Source organism: Marinobacterium arenosum (assembly GCF_019795155.1).
Taxonomy (GTDB): Bacteria; Pseudomonadota; Gammaproteobacteria; order Pseudomonadales; family Balneatricaceae; genus Marinobacterium_C; species Marinobacterium_C arenosum.
Genome location: NZ_JAILYN010000008.1, coordinates 15,203 through 33,059 on the forward strand (window position 1 = coordinate 15,203; position 17,857 = coordinate 33,059).

At 61.5% G+C, this 17,857-nt stretch carries 13 protein-coding genes; 4 read left to right on the forward strand and 9 right to left on the reverse strand.

Features of this window, described 5'->3' with window-relative positions:
• Positions 1-463 precede the first annotated feature (463 nt).
• From K6T12_RS05410 to K6T12_RS05435, 6 genes are all read right to left on the reverse strand, one after another.
• Entirely contained in the window at positions 464-1,357 is an 894-nt protein-coding gene (locus K6T12_RS05410) for an AEC family transporter (RefSeq protein ID WP_222220252.1), read from the reverse strand.
• Between the two features lie 78 nt (positions 1,358-1,435).
• A complete protein-coding gene (locus K6T12_RS05415) occupies positions 1,436-1,924 on the reverse strand; it encodes a universal stress protein (RefSeq protein WP_222220254.1) in 489 nt (162 codons plus the stop codon).
• A 25-nt stretch (positions 1,925-1,949) separates the two neighbouring features.
• Entirely contained in the window at positions 1,950-4,823 is a 2,874-nt protein-coding gene (locus K6T12_RS05420; protein WP_222220255.1) for an FAD-binding and (Fe-S)-binding domain-containing protein, read from the reverse strand.
• A gap of 170 nt (positions 4,824-4,993) precedes the next feature.
• Entirely contained in the window at positions 4,994-6,379 is a 1,386-nt protein-coding gene (locus K6T12_RS05425) for a TRAP transporter large permease (RefSeq protein ID WP_222220257.1), read from the reverse strand.
• The gene (locus K6T12_RS05430) at positions 6,379-6,906 is read right to left on the reverse strand and encodes a TRAP transporter small permease subunit (protein ID WP_315853567.1); all 528 of its coding nucleotides are present in this window, start codon (positions 6,904-6,906) and stop codon (positions 6,379-6,381) included. The genes K6T12_RS05425 and K6T12_RS05430 overlap by 1 nt, the downstream gene beginning before the upstream one ends.
• Before the next feature lie 124 nt (positions 6,907-7,030).
• Positions 7,031-8,104 carry a TRAP transporter substrate-binding protein gene (locus K6T12_RS05435; RefSeq protein ID WP_222220259.1) on the reverse strand — a complete coding sequence of 358 codons (1,074 nt, stop codon included), beginning with the start codon at positions 8,102-8,104 and terminating at the stop codon, positions 7,031-7,033.
• Between the two features lie 373 nt (positions 8,105-8,477).
• On the opposite strand from K6T12_RS05435, the gene pdhR reads away from it, so the two are divergent.
• The 4 genes from pdhR to K6T12_RS05455 all read left to right on the forward strand — a co-directional run bounded on the left by pdhR (position 8,478) and on the right by K6T12_RS05455 (position 14,931).
• Complete coding sequence (pdhR, locus tag K6T12_RS05440; protein ID WP_222220261.1) at positions 8,478-9,242, forward strand: pyruvate dehydrogenase complex transcriptional repressor PdhR; 765 nt, start codon at positions 8,478-8,480, stop codon at positions 9,240-9,242.
• A gap of 380 nt (positions 9,243-9,622) precedes the next feature.
• Positions 9,623-12,280 carry a pyruvate dehydrogenase (acetyl-transferring), homodimeric type gene (gene aceE / locus K6T12_RS05445; RefSeq protein WP_222220263.1) on the forward strand — a complete coding sequence of 886 codons (2,658 nt, stop codon included), beginning with the start codon at positions 9,623-9,625 and terminating at the stop codon, positions 12,278-12,280.
• Between the two features lie 47 nt (positions 12,281-12,327).
• The gene (aceF, locus tag K6T12_RS05450; protein ID WP_222220265.1) at positions 12,328-14,322 is read left to right on the forward strand and encodes a dihydrolipoyllysine-residue acetyltransferase; all 1,995 of its coding nucleotides are present in this window, start codon (positions 12,328-12,330) and stop codon (positions 14,320-14,322) included.
• A 255-nt stretch (positions 14,323-14,577) separates the two neighbouring features.
• Complete coding sequence (locus tag K6T12_RS05455) at positions 14,578-14,931, forward strand: potassium channel family protein (RefSeq protein WP_222220267.1); 354 nt, start codon at positions 14,578-14,580, stop codon at positions 14,929-14,931.
• Between the two features lie 104 nt (positions 14,932-15,035).
• Here the strand turns inward: K6T12_RS05455 and K6T12_RS05460 are convergent, their stop codons facing one another.
• The 3 genes from K6T12_RS05460 to K6T12_RS05470 all read right to left on the reverse strand — a co-directional run bounded on the left by K6T12_RS05460 (position 15,036) and on the right by K6T12_RS05470 (position 17,853).
• Entirely contained in the window at positions 15,036-15,506 is a 471-nt protein-coding gene (locus tag K6T12_RS05460) for a MarR family winged helix-turn-helix transcriptional regulator (protein ID WP_222220269.1), read from the reverse strand.
• Positions 15,507-15,696: 190 nt separating this feature from the next.
• On the reverse strand, positions 15,697-16,116 hold the full coding sequence (locus K6T12_RS05465) for an organic hydroperoxide resistance protein (RefSeq protein ID WP_222220271.1): 420 nt from the start codon (positions 16,114-16,116) through the stop codon (positions 15,697-15,699).
• Positions 16,117-16,395: 279 nt separating this feature from the next.
• Entirely contained in the window at positions 16,396-17,853 is a 1,458-nt protein-coding gene (locus tag K6T12_RS05470; RefSeq protein ID WP_222220429.1) for a cobyric acid synthase, read from the reverse strand.
• Positions 17,854-17,857: the final 4 nt, after the last annotated feature.

The following is a 17,857-nucleotide window of genomic DNA, read 5'->3' on the forward strand; positions in this document are numbered from 1 at the left end:
CGTCGCCCCATTCGCTTCTCTGGATCTGCTTTATTGTGCGTAAATGCGCGCAGCGCGTGACTTTCCTTAAATAAACCGCATAACCCTTTCTCACCGATTCTCACCGAATCTCACCGAATCTCACCGCACGGCCGGTTAGGGAACCTGTGAATAAGTCCCTTATGTTCTCTGCGGGCTCTAGAACGGTCAGATGCACGAAAGGCAGCGCAGCGGAATGACGCGTCCTTTCCAAGCTGCCTGACAAAGCAGATGGCCGTTCTAGAACTCGCCCTCCGGGGCTGTCGGTGGTCCGGCACCCGGGCAATCAGAGCTCTGCGTTAACGATTTACGTCCGGCCGGCGCTCCGGGGACAACCAGTACGCCTGTAATCGTTGCCTTTATGCCCTTGCGTGTGGGTATTGATCTCTGATCGCTCCGACAGCCAGAGGCCCAAGGGACTTGTTCACAGGTTCCTTAGTTCAACTCATAAAATAAACGCCAGCGTTAGCGGGATGAACAGCAAACTGGCCATATTGCCGAGCAGTACGATCGAGGCGACCTGTTGCGGTTCCTGCTGGTATTTCTCCGACAGCATGTAGTTCAGCACCGCCGGCGGCAGCGCGCCGAACAGCAGCAGGTAGCCGAACTGCACCGGGTCCAGCTGCAGCACCAATTGTGCCAGCAGTGCCATCAGCACGCCGCTGAGCGGGCAGAGCAGCGCGCCGAGCAGGCCGATCCGCCACTGGCCGAAATCCACGTAGGTCATCCGTACCCCCAGCGCGAACAGCATCAACGGGATCGAGATCTGGCCCAGCATATCGATGAAGGTGTGCAGCGCGGTTGGCAACACCCAGCCGGACAGGCTCCAGCCGATGCCGGCGGCACTGGCCAGGATGATCGGTGTGGTCAGCAGCGACAGCAGCCGGGTACGGTGATCCAGGGTATAGATGCCGACGGTGAAGTGCAGGGTGTTCTCGACGATGAACAGCACCACCGCCGCCGGCAGCGCCTGCTCGCCGAACGCCAGCACCACCAGCGGAATGCCCAGGTTACCGCTGTTGTTGTACATCATCGGCGGCAGGAAGGTCTTCAGGTTCAGGTGCAGCAGTTTGCACACCGGCAACAGCAGCAGTCCGGAGCCGAGTACCACGGCGCCGGCGCCGATCGCCAGTTGCGAGTAGTCGGCCAGCTGGAACGACTTGGCCGACATCACCGAGAAGATCAGCGCCGGGATGAAGATATCCAGGTTGAGCTTGTTGGGTAGCGCCATATCCGGCGCATGGCGGCGGGCGTAGATAAAGCCCACGGCGACGATCGCGGTCAGCGGAAAAACGGTCTGGAAGATGCGATCCAGCAAACTCAGCGTGGTGGCGTCCATGTACGGCTCCGACGGCAGGGCGGGAAACAGGCTAGCCCCGCCCGGCAGCACTCGCAGCTGCCGGGCGGGGGACTAAGGTTACACGTATTGCTTGCCGGTCGGAACGGCCAGCACCGGTACCTTGGCGTGCCGGGTCACCTGGTGGGTGGTCGGGCTGTGGTGACCGAAGCGGTTCTCGTTGCCCATCACGATCAGGTCAACCTGCTGGCGCTTGGCGACATTCAGAATCTGGTCGGTATGGTTGCCCTCTTCGACGATGATCTCGATATCCAGTTCGGGGCGCGGGTCGAGCGTGCTCAGTTCCTCCTCGCAGAACTTGCTGACCCGCTCGCGCATCAACTGCTTGATCTGGTCGATCCCCTCGTCATGAACCTTCTTGACCAGGTCGTTCGGCAGGTAGTTCTGGATCAGGGCCTGGCCCATCTCGCCCATCGGCTCCACCACGTGCAGCATCAGGATCTTGGCGTCGTTGGCCAGTGCCTGGCGTACCGCCTGGCGGAACACCGGCCGGGTGTGTTCGCTCAGCGAGCTGGTGTAGAGGATGGTGTTGATCTCTGGTAGTGCCATAGCGTTGTGCCTCCTAAAAGCAGATTCAGAATTCCTTGGCCTGAATCCGACGGTTGTCTTCACTGGCGCTGTCGCTCAGTTTGGGTTGCGAGCAACGGTCCATCAGGTAGACGATGGATTGGTAATCGATGCCGCTGTGGTGGCTCAGGCCGATCTCGCAGGTGCGGCTGGTGGAGTAACCGCTCTGGCAGCCCTGCACCGCATCTTTCAAGGTCCGCAGCGCCGATGCATTCAGCTCCGGTGTACTGAAGCCCTTGTCGCCGGCGAAGCCGCAACAGGTGATCTGGTCGGGTACCACCAGTTTACGACTGCAGCGTGACAGAATCCGTTTCAGTTTTTCGGCCTGGCCCATCCGGCTGGCGGAGCAGGTGATATGCAACGCCACCGGCCCGTCGATCGGCTGGAACAGCAACCGGTCGAGCAGGAATCGGTCGATAAAGTCGACGCTGTCATACAGTTTAAGCCGGCTATCGAGCTTTTCGCCCAGTCGCAGCGAGCAGGGGCTGGTATCGGAGTAGACTGGGATGCGGCCGTTGTCGGTCGCTTCCAGCAGCGCCTGCTCCAGCTCGCTGGATTTATAGTCGGCCGCCTCGAACATCCCCTTGGACTGGAACGGCATGCCGCAGCAGAGCTGCTCCAGCCGCGGTGGGTAGATCACCTGGTAGCCGGCCTTGCGCAGCAGCGTCTCGGTGACCTCGGCCAGCGACCGGGTATCGTCGGCACCACGGGCCGGCCCCATGGTGCGGCTGGCGCAGCTGGGCAGGTAGACCACCTGGGGTGCATCGCCGTCCGACGGTTGTGGCGGTTGCGGCTTGATCTTCGGTGCCGCGGTCGGCATCGCCGGGCTCCACTGCTGCACCCGGCCGCCGCTGAGCTTGCGGGCGCTGCCGGTGATCGCCGACATCGCCTTGCTGCCGATCAGGCCGTGCATCATATCGGCGCCCTTGAAGGCGACCCGGGAGGCTTGGCCGATGCCGGCGTAGTGTTCGGCCAGCCACTGGGCCAGCTTGGTATGGTTCTCGTTGTTGCGGCTGCGGATCGAACGGGTCAGGTTGCCGGTGTTGATGCCGACCGGGCAGGCGGTAGAGCAGAGCCCGCAGGCGGCGCAGGTTTCGTCGCCCTGGTACTGGTACTCTTTGCGCAGCTCGGCCAGCCGCTGCGGGTCTTCGCCACTGGCTTCCAGCCGGGCGATCTCGCGCCAGATGACGATCCGCTGGCGCGGCGTCAGGGTCAGGTCGCGGGACGGGCAGCTCGGTTCGCAGAAACCGCACTCGATGCACTTATCCACAATCGGGTCGGCCGCCGGCAGCGGCTTGAGGTTTTCCACATGCACCCGGTCGTTGCGGTTCAGCACCACGCCGGGGTTGAGGATATTGTGAGGATCGAGCAGCTCCTTCAGCTGCCACATCAGCGCGTAGGCTTCGCTGCCCCACTCCAGTTCGACGTAGGGTGCCATGTTGCGGCCGGTGCCGTGTTCCGCCTTCAGCGAGCCGTCGTAGCGGCCGACCACCATCGCGCAGACATCGTCCATCAGCCCCTCGTAACGGTCGATCTCCGCCTGGCTGTCGAACGCCTGGGTGAACACGAAATGCAGGTTGCCCTCCAGCGCGTGGCCGAAGATCAGCGCCTCGTCGTAGTGCCATTTCTGGAACAGCTGATGCAGGTCGTGTACCGCCTGGGCCAGCTGCTCGACCGGAAAGGCCACGTCCTCGATGATCACCGTGGTGCCGGTCTGCCGCACCGCGCCGACCGCCGGGAACAGCCCCTTGCGGATCGCCCAGTAGCGGGCGCATTCGTCCGGATCGGTCGAGAATTCGACCGGTTTGGCGGTGTCCAGCGCGGCGATCGAGGCCTTGATCTGCTCGACCTGGCGGGCCAGGCTGTCGGCATCGGCGGCGCGGGTTTCCACCAGCAGTGCGGCGGCGTCCTCCGGCAGTTCGCGGATGAACGCCGGCATGCCCGGCTGCGCCTCCACTGAACGCAGGCCGGCCCGGTCCATCAGCTCGACCGCCGCCACCGGGGCCCGCTTCAGCAGTGCCACCGCCTCGCAGGTGGTGCGCACGCTGTTGAAGAAGATCAGCGCCGAGGCCTTGTTCGGATGCTCGTCGACGGTGCGGTAGGTGATCTCCGACATGAAGCCGAGGGTGCCCTCGGAGCCGATCATCAGGTGCTGCAGGATATCGATCGGGTCTTCGAAGTCGACCAGCGCATTGAGCGCATAGCCGGTGGTGTTCTTGAGCCGGTATTTGTGCTCGATCCGCTGGCGCAGCGTGTCGTTGGCGCGGGTCTGGCGGGCCAGTGCGTCCAGTGCGTCCAGCAGCCCTTTGTGGCTACTGCGGAATTGACCGACCGAGGCGCTGTCGCCGGTGTCCAACAGGCTGCCGTCGGCCAGCACCAGGCGCATGCTTTTCAGCGTGCGGTAGCTGTTCTGAGCGGTGCCGCAACACATGCCGGAGGCGTTGTTGGCGGCGATGCCGCCGACCTTGGCGGCGTTGATCGAGGCCGGGTCGGGGCCGATCTTCTTGTTGAACGGCGCCAGGTAGCGGTTGGCATGACCGCCGATCACGCCCGGCTGCAGGGCGATCTCGCTGGCGTCTTCGTTGATCCGGTGATCGCGCCAACCGTCACCGAGCTGGATCAGCACCGAATCGGTCACCGCCTGGCCGGACAGGCTGGTGCCGGCGGCGCGGAAGGTGATCGGGATCTGCTGTTCGGTGGCCAGTTGGACGATGCGGATCACTTCAGCTTCCGACTCCACCCGTACCACCAGTTGTGGGATCAGCCGGTAGAAGCTGGCGTCGGTGCCATAGGCCAGGGTGCGCAGCGGATCGTGGATCAGCCGCTGTTCGGGAATGAATGTCTTGAGCCGGTCGTAGAACGCCTGGTATGCCGGTTTCATGAGCTCAACTAACCTCACCTGGGTTCGGCCCAGGCCCTGCACGGGCCGTCTGGGCCGTTATCGTTATAAGTATGATTGAAGCGAGACGCCTCCGGCCGGACTGGCCGGGGCGTCAAAGATCAAGGCGGGGAGGCGGACGCTTCCCCGAGGGTGGCCGTCGGCTCGGCCGATCAGCTGTAGGCGTTGGCCGGCAGCCAGAGCACCAGCTGCGGCCAGAACACCAGGATCAGCAGGCCGAGCAGCTGCAGCAAGATGAACGGGATCACCCCCTTGTAGATATCGGTCAGCTTGACGTTCGGCGGGCAGACCCCCTTCAGGTAGAACAGCGCGAAGCCGACCGGTGGCGTCAGGAACGAGGTCTGCAACGCCATCGCCACCAGCATCACGAACCACACCAGCTCCGGGTTGTCGACCACGCCGTAGCCGTCGATATCCAGCCCCAGCGCCGAGATCACCGGTGCCAGCAGCGGCAGGATGATCAGCGTGATCTCGATCCAGTCGAGGAAGAAGCCGAGCAGGAAGATCACCCCGAGGATGAAGAAGATGATGCCGTACGGGCCGAACGGCAGCCCGGTCAGGAACGACTCGATCAGCTCGTCGCCGCCCAGCTCGCGCAGCACCAGCGCGAAGCAGGTGGCGCCGATGAAGATCGCGAAGATGTAGGCGGTGGTGTTCATGGTGCCGGCCACCACCTCCTTCAGTACCTTGACGTTGAACTTCCTGTTGTACAGCGCCAGCAGGGTGGCGCCGAAGGCGCCGACGCCGGAGGCCTCGGTCGGTGTGGCGATACCGGCGAAGATCGAGCCCAGCACCACGAAGATCAGCAGCAGGGTCGGCAGCACCGCCTTCATTACGTTGACGAACGCCGCCGCGGTGATCGGCTTGGCGTCGGCCGGGATCGGCGCCGCGTCCGGCTTCAGCCAGCCGGTCACCAGAATGTAGAGGATATACATGGCGCCCAGCATCAGGCCGGGGAACACCGCGCCCATGAACAGGTCGCCGACCGACAGGCCGAGCTGGTCGGCCATGATCACCAGCATGATCGATGGCGGGATCAGGATCCCCAGGGTGCCGGCCGAGGCGATGGTGCCCAGCGCCAGCGGCATCGCGTAGCCCTGCTTGGTCATCGACGGCAGCGACATCACCGCCAGCAGTACCACCGAGGCGCCGATGATGCCGGTGGAGGCGGCCAGGATGATGCCGATCGCGGTGACGGTGATCGCCAGCCCGCCGCGCACCCGGCCGAACAGCTCCTGCATCGACTGCATCAGCCGCTCGGCGACGCCGGACTTGTCCAGCATGATGCCCATGAAGATAAACATCGGCAGGGCGACCAGGATCCAGTTGTCCATGATCTTCCACAGCCGGTTCACCACCAGCCCGAGGGTGGTGTAATCCAGCCCGGTGATGGTGTCGAAATAGGTGTCGGCCAGGTAACCGATGCCGGCGAACAGTACGCCGATACCGCCCAGTACCCAGGCCACCGGGATACCGGTAAACAGCAGCGCGATGAACGACAGGAACATCGCGATAACCAGAATCTCGTTAATTTCCATCAATCGTCACCTCGTACAAGCAGCGTCAGGTCGCGGATCAGGCGGGAGATCATCGCCAATGCCAGCAGTGCGAAACTGATCGGGATAACGCCCTTGATCAGCCAGCGCCAGGGCAGGCCGGACGGGGCGGACGAGTGTTCATTGATACGCCAGGAATCGGCCAGGAAATCCAGGCTATGGAAAAATACGATCGCGATGAACGGCAGCACCAGCGTCAGAATGCCCACCACTTCGACGATCCGTTTGGTTTTCGCGCGAAAATGGGAATAGAACAGGTCGACGCGGATATGCGAGTTGGTGGTCTGCGCATAACTCAAACCAAACATCACCCCCAGCGCATAGAGGTGCCACTGCAGCTCTTCGAGCGCGATCAGCCCGCTGGAGAATCCCTTGCGCAGCACCACCTGCAGAATAATGACCATCACCAGCAGTACGTAGACCCAGGCCACGCTGAGCCCGATCCGCCGTATCAGCCGGTCGATGCTATCGGCCAGAGGCACTGGCGGCAGCTTATCTTGTTCAGTCACCGGAAGACCCTACCCTTTTAATTCAATCAGATCGTTATAGTTATGGTGCCCGGAACGGGCGAGCGCAGACGGACCGCCGGATGGCGGCCCGCTGCGATGGTGTTGCTTGTTGCTACGCAGTGGATCAGTTCTTCCGGGTGCGCGGCAGGAAGGCGTTGGCTTCCCACAGGTCGTAGCCTTCGCGGAAGGTGCTCATGTCATCCCAGACCTTCTTGAAGAACGGGTCGGCGGCGGATTTCTCGGCAACCACCTCGTCCCACTTGGCCTGGAAGGTATCCAGCATGGTCTGATTCCAGTAGCGGATCTCTACACCGTTCTGCTGGGCTTTGGCCATCACCGGGAACTGCATTGCTTCACCTTCGGCGAGGGAGTTGGTCATGGACGCCTTACAGGTGTTCTCGACGATCGCCTGCTGGCCTTTGCTCATCTTATTCCAGGCATCTTTGTTAACCAGCAGCTCGAAGATGGTGGCCTGCTGGTGCCAGCCCGGGAAGTAGTTGTACTTGACGATCTTGTGGAAGCCCAGGCGCTGGTCGACCACCGGCTGGGAGAACTCGGAGGCGTCGATGGCGCCTTTCTCCAGTGCGCCGAAGATCTCGCCGCCCGGCAGCTGCACGGTGCCCACGCCCAGCTTCTCCATCACCGAGGCGCCCAGGCCGAAGAAGCGCATGTTCAGGCCTTTCAGGTCTTCCGGCTTCTCGATCGGCTTGGAGAACCAGCCGGAGGTTTCCGGCGAGTTGATGGTGCAGGGGATGACCTTAACGTTGTAGCCGCCGTTGTCGTACATCTCCTGGTACAGCTTCAGGCCGTTGCCGTAGTACAGCCAGGCCATGTATTCGCCCGCTTCAGGACCGAACGGGACCGCGGAGAAAAGCGCCGCCGCCGGCAGTTTGCCCTGCCAGTAACCGGCGGTGGCGTAACCGGAATTCACTTTGCCTGAGGAGACCGCGTCGAGGATCTCCGGCGGGCTGACCAGTTTGCCCGGCTCGTAGATCTTCATCTTGATGTTGCCGTCCGACATCACCTTCAGCTGTTCAGCAACCCACAGGATCGGGCTGCCCAGCGCAGGAAGGTTGGTACCGAAGGCGACCGGTGTTTTCAGCAGGATTTTGTCTGCGGCGTTGGCAGGGGCGGTAACGGACAGCGCGGCCGCGGAAATGATGGCGGTGGAGAGCACGGTTTTCGCAAGCTTTTTCATGACACATCCTTTACAGGCTAGTTGTTGTTATGTAGTTCGGGACGACCGCCATGACGGCACAGGCTGGCGGCGTCATGGGCTTTAACCTAGTCTGATAATATTGGTAATACCAATTTACCCACTGGTTGAATGGCTACTGTATTTTTTTCGTACAGAGGCTGTCAATGACTTTTTTGTGTTCGCATTCCCGCTCAAATCCGCTTGAAACGGATTATTCTTGTGATACTTTGAGCGTAAATTTTAATAATAATGGTATGACCAATTTGTGAATCGGCACTGAAATTGGTGCGCTGCCGGGGCGTGGACTGGTCGTCAGCGCGGGATCAGGGTAGGATTATTGGTCTTACCAATCCTGTTGTCGGGAGAGATTGATATGGCGTATCAACGGGTTAAACAGCCGAAGCTGTCTGATGTGATCATGCAGCAGATGGAGGCGATGATCCTTGAAGGAACGCTGAAACCGGGCCAGAAGCTGCCGCCGGAGCGGGAGCTGGCAAAGGAGTTCGAGGTGTCCCGGCCCTCATTGCGTGAAGCGGTGCAGAAGCTGGCGGCCAAAGGGCTGCTGGTCAGCCGGCAGGGCGGCGGTACCTATGTTTCCGAAGATCTGGGCGGCTCCTTCTCCGACCCGCTGCTGGAGCTGTTCAAGACCCACCCCGAAGCCCAATACGACCTGCTGGAGTTCCGTCATGCGCTGGAAGGGGTGTCGGCCTACTATGCCGCGCTGCGCAGTACCACCGCCGACAAGGAGGCGATCCGCAAGTGTTACCAGACGCTTGAGGGCTTCCACGCCACCAAGGAGTTCGATAAGGAGGTGGTGGCCGATGTCGACTTCCACCTGTCGATCGCCGCCGCCACCCACAACATGGTGCTGCTGCATATGATGCGGGCGCTGTTCAGCCTGCTGCGCCAGCATATCTGGGACAACCTGCACAATATCTATCCGAAGGCGGACTACCGGCAGAAGATCCACGAACAGCACAAGCTGCTGATGGATGCGATCCTTGACGGCGACCCCGAACGGGCGCGCCACGCCGCCCATACCCACCTGGCCTACGTCGAGGATGCCCTGTTGGAGCAGGGCCGGGAGAACTCCCGTGTCGAACGGGCCCTGCGCCGGGCCGAGATCACCAGCGGGTGAGACCGCCTCGTTGTCTCGGGGCGGCAGCATTGCCGCGCTCTACTATGCTGTAATCGGGTTGTAGCAAAAGCGCCGGATGATCGGCAGGCCAACGGATGGACGGCGCCCGCTGCAACCGGACGGCCGCTACATGCCGCAGTCGAATCCGGCCCGAAAATCGGGCGGTCGCGGCGAATGTACTTAAACTACAAAAAGTGAAGCCCTCATACCCCGTAAGGCGGTGTCTGTCGGACTTTTGTAGACAGTTCTCGGACTGATCTGTAGTATTACTACAAAAAGAAGGGACGGCTACGTTTTGCTGCAATGCAGCATGGTGCGTGGCTCTGCCGATAAGGTACCGATACGGAAACACGGCGTAAACCAAGAGTGGAGAAGGCAAAGTGCAAGAGTTTATCGAAGACATTGATCCTATCGAAACGCAAGAGTGGCTGGAAGCGCTAGAGTCAGTTGCCAAGAGCGAAGGCGACGACCGAGCCAAGTTCCTGTTGCGTAAGCTGGGTGAACGCGCTTCCGATCTGGGGGTGAGCGCAGCGGGCACGCTGACCACGCCCTACCGCAATACCATTGCGCCGAAAGATGAAGTCCGCATGCCTGGCGATCTGTTCATGGAGCGCCGTATCCGTTCCTTCATCCGCTGGAACGCGATGGCGATGGTGATGCGCGCCAACGACAACGACGAAGGTCTGGGCGGCCACATCTCCTCCTTCTCCTCTTCCGCCACGCTGTACGACATCGGCTTCAACTACTTCTTCCGCGGTAACGACGGCGAACAGGATGCCGACATGGTGTTCTTCCAGGGCCACATCTCGCCGGGTATCTACGCCCGTGCCTACCTGGAAGGCCGGCTGACCGAAGAGCAACTGGACAACTTCCGTCGTGAAGTGGACGGCAACGGCCTGTCCTCCTACCCGCACCCCTGGCTGATGCCGGACTTCTGGCAGTTCCCGACCGTCTCCATGGGCCTGGGCCCGATCCAGGCGATCTACCAGGCGCACGTGATGCGTTACCTGTCCGCCCGTGGCCTGATCAACCGTGGCGACCGCAAGGTTTGGGCGTTCCTCGGCGACGGTGAGTGCGACGAGCCGGAGTCCCTCGGTGCGATCGCCCTGGCCGGCCGCGAGCAGCTGGAAAACCTGGTCTTCGTGATCAACTGTAACCTGCAGCGTCTGGACGGTCCGGTACGTGGTAACGGCAAGATCGTGCAGGAGCTGGAAGGCGTGTTCCGCGGCGCCGGCTGGAACGTGATCAAGTGCCTGTGGGGCCGTCACTGGGACCCGCTGTTCGAAAAAGACGACAAGGGCCTGCTGCAGAAGCGCATGGACGAAGTCTGCGACGGTGAACTGCAGAACTACAAGGCTAACGGTGGCGCCTACACCCGCGAGCATTTCTTCGGCAAATACCCGGAGCTGCTCGAGATGGTCAAGGACATGTCCGATGACGAGATCATGAACCTGAACCGTGGCGGCCACGACCCGTACAAGGTGTACGCGGCCTACCACCAGGCGATGAACAACAAGGGCCAGCCGACCGTGATCCTGGCGCAGACCGTCAAGGGCTACGGCACCGGTAAGTCCGGCGAAGCGAAAAACGACACCCACTCGATGAAGAAGGTCGCGCTGGATGACCTGGTCGATTTCCGTGATCGTTTCAACATCCCGCTGAGCGACGACCAGCTGAAGGACGTGCCGTACTACCGTCCGTCGCCGGATTCGCCGGAGATGAAGTACATGATGGAACGGCGCCAGAAGCTGGGTGGTTTCTACCCGGTGCGCCGGACCGAATTCGAAAAACTGGAAGTTCCGCCGCTGGATACCTTCGCCAATAACCTGAAGGAGAGCGGCAAGCGTACCCTGTCCACCCAGATGGCGCTGAACCGCGTGCTCAGTACTCTGGTGAAAGACAAGAACATGGGCGAGCGGGTGGTACCGATCGTACCGGACGAAGCCCGTACCTTCGGTATGGAGGGGATGTTCCGTCAGTTGGGCATCTACACCTCCGAAGGTCAGCGTTACGTGCCGCACGACGCCGACCAGATCATGTTCTACAAGGAATCCAAGACCGGTCAGATCCTGGAAGAGGGGATCAACGAAGCCGGTGCGATGTCGGCCTGGATCGCGGCAGCGACCTCCTACGCCAACAACAACTGCACCATGGTGCCGTTCTACATCTACTACTCGATGTTCGGCTTCCAGCGCATCATGGACCTGGCCTGGGCGGCCGGCGATATGCAGGCGCGCGGTTTCCTGATCGGTGCCACCTCCGGCCGTACCACGCTGAACGGTGAAGGTCTGCAGCACCAGGACGGCCACAGCCACCTGATGGCGCAGATGATCCCGAACTGCGTCTCCTACGATCCGACCTACGGCTACGAGCTGACCGTGATCGTGCAGGACGGCCTGAAGCGGATGTACCAGGACCAGGAGAACAAGTTCTACTACATCACCACGATGAACGAGAACTACCACCATCCGGAGATGCCGCAGGGCGCCGAGGAGGGTATCGTCAAGGGGATGTACCTGCTGGAAGAGGGCAAAGACGCCGATCTGAAGGTCCAGCTGTTCGGCTGCGGTACCATCCTGCGCGAGGTGCGCGAAGCGGCGACCATCCTGCGCGACGAGTTCGGTGTGGAAGCGGATATCTGGAGCACCACCTCGATCAACGAGCTGCGCCGCGACGCTCAGTCCGTCGAGCGCTGGAACATGCTGAACCCGGAAGCGGAGGAGCGTACCTCCTACCTGGCCGACTGCCTGAAGGATCGTCAGGGCCCGGTGATCGCCTCCACCGATTACATGCGGATGTACGCCGACCAGCTGCGCCCGTATATCGACCGTACGTACAAGGTGCTGGGCACCGACGGTTTCGGTCGCTCGGATACCCGCAGCAAGCTGCGTGAATTCTTCGAAGTGAACCGTTACTACGTGGTGGTCGCCGCGCTGAAAGCGCTGCAGGAAGACGGCAAGCTGGAGCGCTCCGTTGTCGCCAAGGCCATCCACAAGTTTAATATCAACCCGGACAAAGCGGCCCCCTGGACCCTGTGATCCGCTGACTGAGAACGTTTGATAGGTTTACTGAAGAGGATTCGATTGTGACTACCATTACCGTTCCTGATATTGGCGGCGCGTCCGACGTAGATATTGTCGAAGTTTGTGTCTCTGTCGGCGACCAGGTCGCCGAGGGCGACTCGCTGATCGTGCTGGAAACCGATAAGGCGTCCATGGAAGTGCCGGCAGACAAGGCCGGCACCATCCAGAATATTCTGGTGAAGGAAGGCGATACCTGTAACGAAGGCGATGTGATCGTCGAGCTCAGCCTGTCCGGCGAAGCGGCTGCGGCCGATCCCGAACCGCTGGTTGAAGCCGACGAGGCCGACGTGGCGGTCGCCGAAGCACCGGTGGCTACGGCGCCGATTGCCGCAGCGGCTGCAGCTCCGGCAGCGGCTACCGCTGTTGAGAATGTACTGGTGCCGGACCTGTCCGGCGCTACCGACGTCGATGTGGTGGAAGTGCTGGTCAAGGCCGGCGACACCATCAGCGAAGGCGATTCGCTGATGGTGCTGGAAACCGACAAGGCGTCGATGGAAGTACCGGCCCCGAAAGGCGGCCAGGTGGTGTCGGTCAAGATCAACGAAGGCGACACCTGTAACGAAGGCGATCTGCTGTTGGAACTGCAGGTGTCAGGGGCTGAAGCTGCAGCTCCGGCAGCGGAGGCGCCGACCCCGGCGGCTGAAGCACCGGCAGCGGCTCCGGCGGCAGCACCGGCTCCGGCAGCGGTAGCGGGCGGCGTCGAAGACGTACTGGTACCGGACCTGTCCGGCGCCAGCGATGTCGATGTGGTCGAAGTGCTGGTCAAGGCCGGCGACGAGATCAACGAAGGCGACAGCCTGATCGTACTGGAAACCGACAAGGCGTCGATGGAAGTGCCGGCGCCGAAAGGCGGTATCGTCAAAGAGGTCAAGATCTCCGAAGGCGGCAGCTGCAACGAAGGCGACCTGATCCTGGTGCTGGAAGTTAAGGGCGCGGCTCCGGCTGCGACAGCGACCCCGGTAGCCGCACCGGCTCCGGCAGCAGCTCCGGCCAAGGCCGAAGCGCCGAAGGCGGCCCCGCAGGCGGCCCCGGCTGCTGCGGCGTCCAAGCTGTCTCCGGCCGAGCTGGAGCAGAAGAACAAGACTGTCCACGCCGGCCCGGCGGTACGTTCCCTGGCCCGCGAATTCGGCGTCGACCTGTCGCTGGTGACCGGTTCCGGTCGCATGGGGCGGATCGTCAAAGAGGACGTCCAGGCTTACGTCAAGACTGCGCTGAAACAGCTGAAAGAGCAGCCGGCGGCAGCAGCCGTCACCAGCGGCAGCGGTATTCCGCCGATTCCGGAAGTGGACTTCAGCAAGTTCGGTGAGATCGAAGTCGAGAAGCTGAGCAAGGTCGCCAAGGTCACCCGTGACAACATGGCGCGCTGCTGGCTGAACATCCCGCACGTCACCCAGTTCGACGATGCGGATATCACCGAGCTGGAAGCGTTCCGCAAGTCGATGAAGGACGAAGCGGCCAAGGCCGGCGTCAAGCTGACCCCGCTGCCGTTCATGATCAAGGCGGTGGCCAAGGCGCTGGCGGCGAACCCGAAGTTCAACGCTTCGCTGCACGCCGACGGCGAGCACATCGTCTACAAGAAATACATCAACATCGGCATCGCGGTAGACACTCCGAATGGCCTGATGGTGCCGGTGATCAAAGATGCCGATAAGAAGAGCATCTACGAACTGTCTAACGAAGCGATCGAACTGGCCGGCAAGGCGAAAGACCGCAAGCTGAAGCCGAACGAGATGCAGGGCGCCTGCTTTACCATCTCCAGCCTCGGCGGCATCGGCGGTACCGGTTTTACGCCGATCGTCAACGCCCCGGAAGTCGCTATCCTCGGAATCTCCAAGGCGGATATCAAGCCGCGTTGGAACGGTAAGGAATTCGAGCCGCGCACTATGCTGCCGCTCTGCCTGTCCTACGACCACCGTGCCATCAACGGTGGCGACGCAGGCCGCTTCCTTACTTACCTGAACAGTCTGCTGAGTGATATCCGTCGCTTGGCGCTGTAATTGGAACTCGTTTCCAATCCCTTGGCTCAGGCACTCTTTATGGGTGCCTTTTTTTATTTCAAGTTTCCAGCGAACAGTGGCTGACACACGGTATGCCGTGCATCTCGGCACGGCCAGCTCACTCCCGTTAATTGATAGCCGTTAATTCATAGCTGTTAATTTATCGCCGTTAACTCCCCGCCGTTAACCCAACCCCGGCCGTTCCCATATACTTATCGCGGTAAATGTTCCCATTGGACGTGACACGGGGCTGCGATGGAAATTACGCTGACCTTTCTAAAGCTGTTTTTTCTGATCTGCTACCTGGCATCGCCGCTGCTGATCGGCATGGCGCTGCTGATTCTCATGCTGGGGCAGGTCGTCGGCCGGCGTGAACGCTGGAGCCGTTTCGACGCGCTGTACTGGTCGTTCGTCACCGCCACCACGCTGGGCTACGGCGATCTGGTGCCGAGAACCAAATTGTCCAAACTGCTGGCGATGCTGATCGTCTGTATCGGAATGGTACTGATGGGGCTGGTGGTGGCCATCGGCGTGTATGCAGCCACCCAGACCTTCGCCGAGATCCACGGCATCAGCCTGCCGGCACAGCATTCGCTGTTGGTGAATTGAACCGGCGGGGCGATACCCCGTTAGGAAATACTGAGGCGGGCCCACCCTGTTTTTCTGCTAGGCAGGTGGCCATCGGCCCTGTCAGAGCGCGGCGGCCTTATGCCTTATGTTTTTGCGTCGAGCGGCTGGACGCCAACCTCCTGCAGCGTCTGGCGCAGTTCATCCAGCTGCTGCTTCAATGTCAGCGCCTGTTCGACGCTCAAACCGCTGGCGCAGAGTATATGGCTCGGCACCGCCTCGGCCTGTTGTTGCAGCGCCTGACCTTCTTCAGTGAGTCGCAGGTGGATTTTGCGATCGTCCGCCTCGCTGCGCTGCCGGGTAATCAGTCCCTGGGCCTCAAGCCGCTTGATCACCGGGCTCAGGGCGCCCATATCTTGGCCGAGCCGCTTGCTCAGCTGGCTCAGGGTGATATCGTCCTGTTCCCAGAGCACCAGCATGATCAGGTACTGCGGGTAGGTCAGGCCGAGTTGCTGCAGCAACGGCTTGTACAGCTTGTTCAGGGTCAGCGACGTTGAGTAGATTGCGAAGCACAGCTGGTTGTCCAGCTTGAGGGCTTCGCAGCTCGAATTTTCCATCCGGGTATTACCTCTGCGGCGACCAGCGCCCTGTCTTTGCGGGGAAACGAGCAGTTTAACAAACTCAGGTTGTCCACAGGGGTAAATCCGCCACTCCGATTCTCCCCAATGAAAAAGCCGCAATGAGAAAACCCCGCCGGCCTGTTGGCGGGCGGGGGCGTGTTTCGGCGATTGTTCGGGTGGGCGCCGCTTAGACGCGGGTGTGCAGCCTCACCTCGACGTTGCCGCGGGTGGCGTTGGAATACGGGCATACCTGGTGCGCCTGCTCGACCAGATCGTTGGCCTGCGCCTGGTCCAGCCCCGGCAGCTCGACGAACAGGTCGATATCGAGCCCGAAACCGCCCGGAATCTGACCGATACCCACCTCGGCGCGGACCGATGTATCCGCTGGAATCTCCGCCTTCTGTTGAGAAGCGACGAACTTCAGCGCACCGATAAAGCAGGCTGAGTAGCCGGCGGCAAACAGCTGTTCCGGGTTGCTGGCCTCGCCGCCGGCACCACCGAGCTCTTTCGGGGTGGTCAGTTTCACATCCAGGATGCAGTCGCTGGAACGTGCCTGGCCGTCACGGCCGCCGGTGGAGGTAACGCTGGCTTTGTACAGTACCTGCATGATGAGTCTCCTAAGATCGATAGATTTGGGTGTTTGCACTGGATGAGTATTAGGTTATCGCGATAAATATTATTGCGATAATTGAAATGCACTATCGCTTGGATAGTTCATCGCTATCCAATGCTTGGAGCTGCGGATATACGCGCCTGGTGTTTGGTGGGACTGGTATAAAAAGCCGAATTCTCAACGAAAAGAGAGAAGGGAGGAGGCGGCCATTGGGCCGCACGTTGTGATACCGGATAAAGCATGCCTCTACTTCCGGCAATGGGGGGCGGGTTATCAGGAGTTTGGAGCCAAAAACAGCTCTTCAATTGCAGCCATATCCAATCTATCCTCCAAACAATCCGCCAGCCGTTCCAGCGAGGCTTCGCGCAGGGCGTGGATATCGATCCCTTCACTATTAGAAAAACCGGCCCATCGGAGCAGTTGTCCACAGGCATCGGGCTGATCGAGCAGGCCGTGCAGGTAGGTTCCGGCGATCTGGTTATCCACAGAGACCGCGCCGTCGCAGCCCTCTGCCAGCGTCATGAATGGCCGTTGCAGGGCGGGGCCCTCGGTGATGCCGGCGTGGATCTCGTAGCCCTCCAGCTGCACCGGCTCGCAATCGGGAAGCTGCAGCAGGCCCTCGGTGCGCTTGAGCTGTTTGACCGCTTTCAGTTCGGTGACATGGTCGAGTAGGCCAAAGCCGGCTTCGCTGCCGGGGGCGCCTTCGATTCCTGCCGGGTCGTCGATCCGCCGGCCCAGCATCTGGTAGCCGCCGCAGACGCCGAGCAGTTTGCCGCCGTAGCGCAGGTGGCGCTGCAGGTAGTTTTCCCAGCCGTGGTGCTTGAGCCACTGCAGGTCGCGGCGCACGTTCTTGCTGCCGGGCAGGATCACCAGATCGGCCGGCGGCGGAGTGTCCCCTTCGCCAATGAAGCTGACCGATACTTCGGGATGCTGGATCAGCGGGTCGAAATCGGTGTGGTTGCTGATCCGTGGCAGTTTCGGAATCACCACCCGTAATGCCGCGTCCTGCCTGGCGTCATGCTGGCCGAGGCCGACGCTGTCTTCGGCGTCCAGGTAGAGCCCGTCCAGGTGCGGCACCACCCCCAGTACCGGTTTGCCGGTGCGCTGCTCCAGCCAGTCGAGGCCCGATTGCAGCAGGCTGATGTCGCCGCGGAAGCGGTTGATCACGAAGCCGACGATCCGTGCTTGTTCGCTGGCGGACAGCAGCTCCAGGGTGCCGACCAGGTGGGCGAACACCCCGCCACGGTCGATATCGGCCACCAGGATCACCGGGCAGTCGGCCTGCTCGGCGAAGCCCATATTGGCGATGTCGTGGGCGCGCAGGTTGATCTCCGCCGGGCTGCCGGCACCCTCGACCAGTACCGCCCGGTAGCTGTCTTTTAGCCGCTGGTAGGCGTCGAATACCGCCGTGCGGGCGGTTTTTTTGTAGTCTTGGTAGGCCTGTGCCTGCATGGTGCTGATCGCTTGGCCGTGGATGATCACCTGGCAGCCCTGCTCCGAGGTCGGCTTCAGCAGTACCGGGTTCATATCGGTGGTCGGCTCCAGCCGGCAGGCCTGCGCCTGCAATGCCTGGGCGCGGCCGATCTCGCCGCCGTCGGCGGTCACCGCGCTGTTCAGCGCCATGTTCTGCGGCTTGAACGGCGCGATGGCATGGCCGCGCCGCTGTAGCAGCCGGCACAACCCGGCGATCAGCGTGCTCTTGCCGGCGTCGGAGGTGCAGCCCTGCACCATCAGC

What these genes read in the sequence shown, in the direction of transcription:
- K6T12_RS05410 (WP_222220252.1), bottom strand. Translation starts at nt 1,357, where the DNA reads ATGGACGCCACCACGCTGAGTTTGCTGGATCGCATCTTCCAGACCGTT.
- K6T12_RS05415 (WP_222220254.1), bottom strand. Translation starts at nt 1,924, where the DNA reads ATGGCACTACCAGAGATCAACACCATCCTCTACACCAGCTCGCTGAGC.
- K6T12_RS05420 (WP_222220255.1), bottom strand. Translation starts at nt 4,823, where the DNA reads ATGAAACCGGCATACCAGGCGTTCTACGACCGGCTCAAGACATTCATT.
- K6T12_RS05425 (WP_222220257.1), bottom strand. Translation starts at nt 6,379, where the DNA reads ATGGAAATTAACGAGATTCTGGTTATCGCGATGTTCCTGTCGTTCATC.
- K6T12_RS05435 (WP_222220259.1), bottom strand. Translation starts at nt 8,104, where the DNA reads ATGAAAAAGCTTGCGAAAACCGTGCTCTCCACCGCCATCATTTCCGCG.
- pdhR (WP_222220261.1), top strand. Translation starts at nt 8,478, where the DNA reads ATGGCGTATCAACGGGTTAAACAGCCGAAGCTGTCTGATGTGATCATG.
- K6T12_RS05455 (WP_222220267.1), top strand. Translation starts at nt 14,578, where the DNA reads ATGGAAATTACGCTGACCTTTCTAAAGCTGTTTTTTCTGATCTGCTAC.
- K6T12_RS05460 (WP_222220269.1), bottom strand. Translation starts at nt 15,506, where the DNA reads ATGGAAAATTCGAGCTGCGAAGCCCTCAAGCTGGACAACCAGCTGTGC.
- K6T12_RS05465 (WP_222220271.1), bottom strand. Translation starts at nt 16,116, where the DNA reads ATGCAGGTACTGTACAAAGCCAGCGTTACCTCCACCGGCGGCCGTGAC.
- K6T12_RS05470 (WP_222220429.1), bottom strand. Translation starts at nt 17,853, where the DNA reads ATGGTGCAGGGCTGCACCTCCGACGCCGGCAAGAGCACGCTGATCGCC.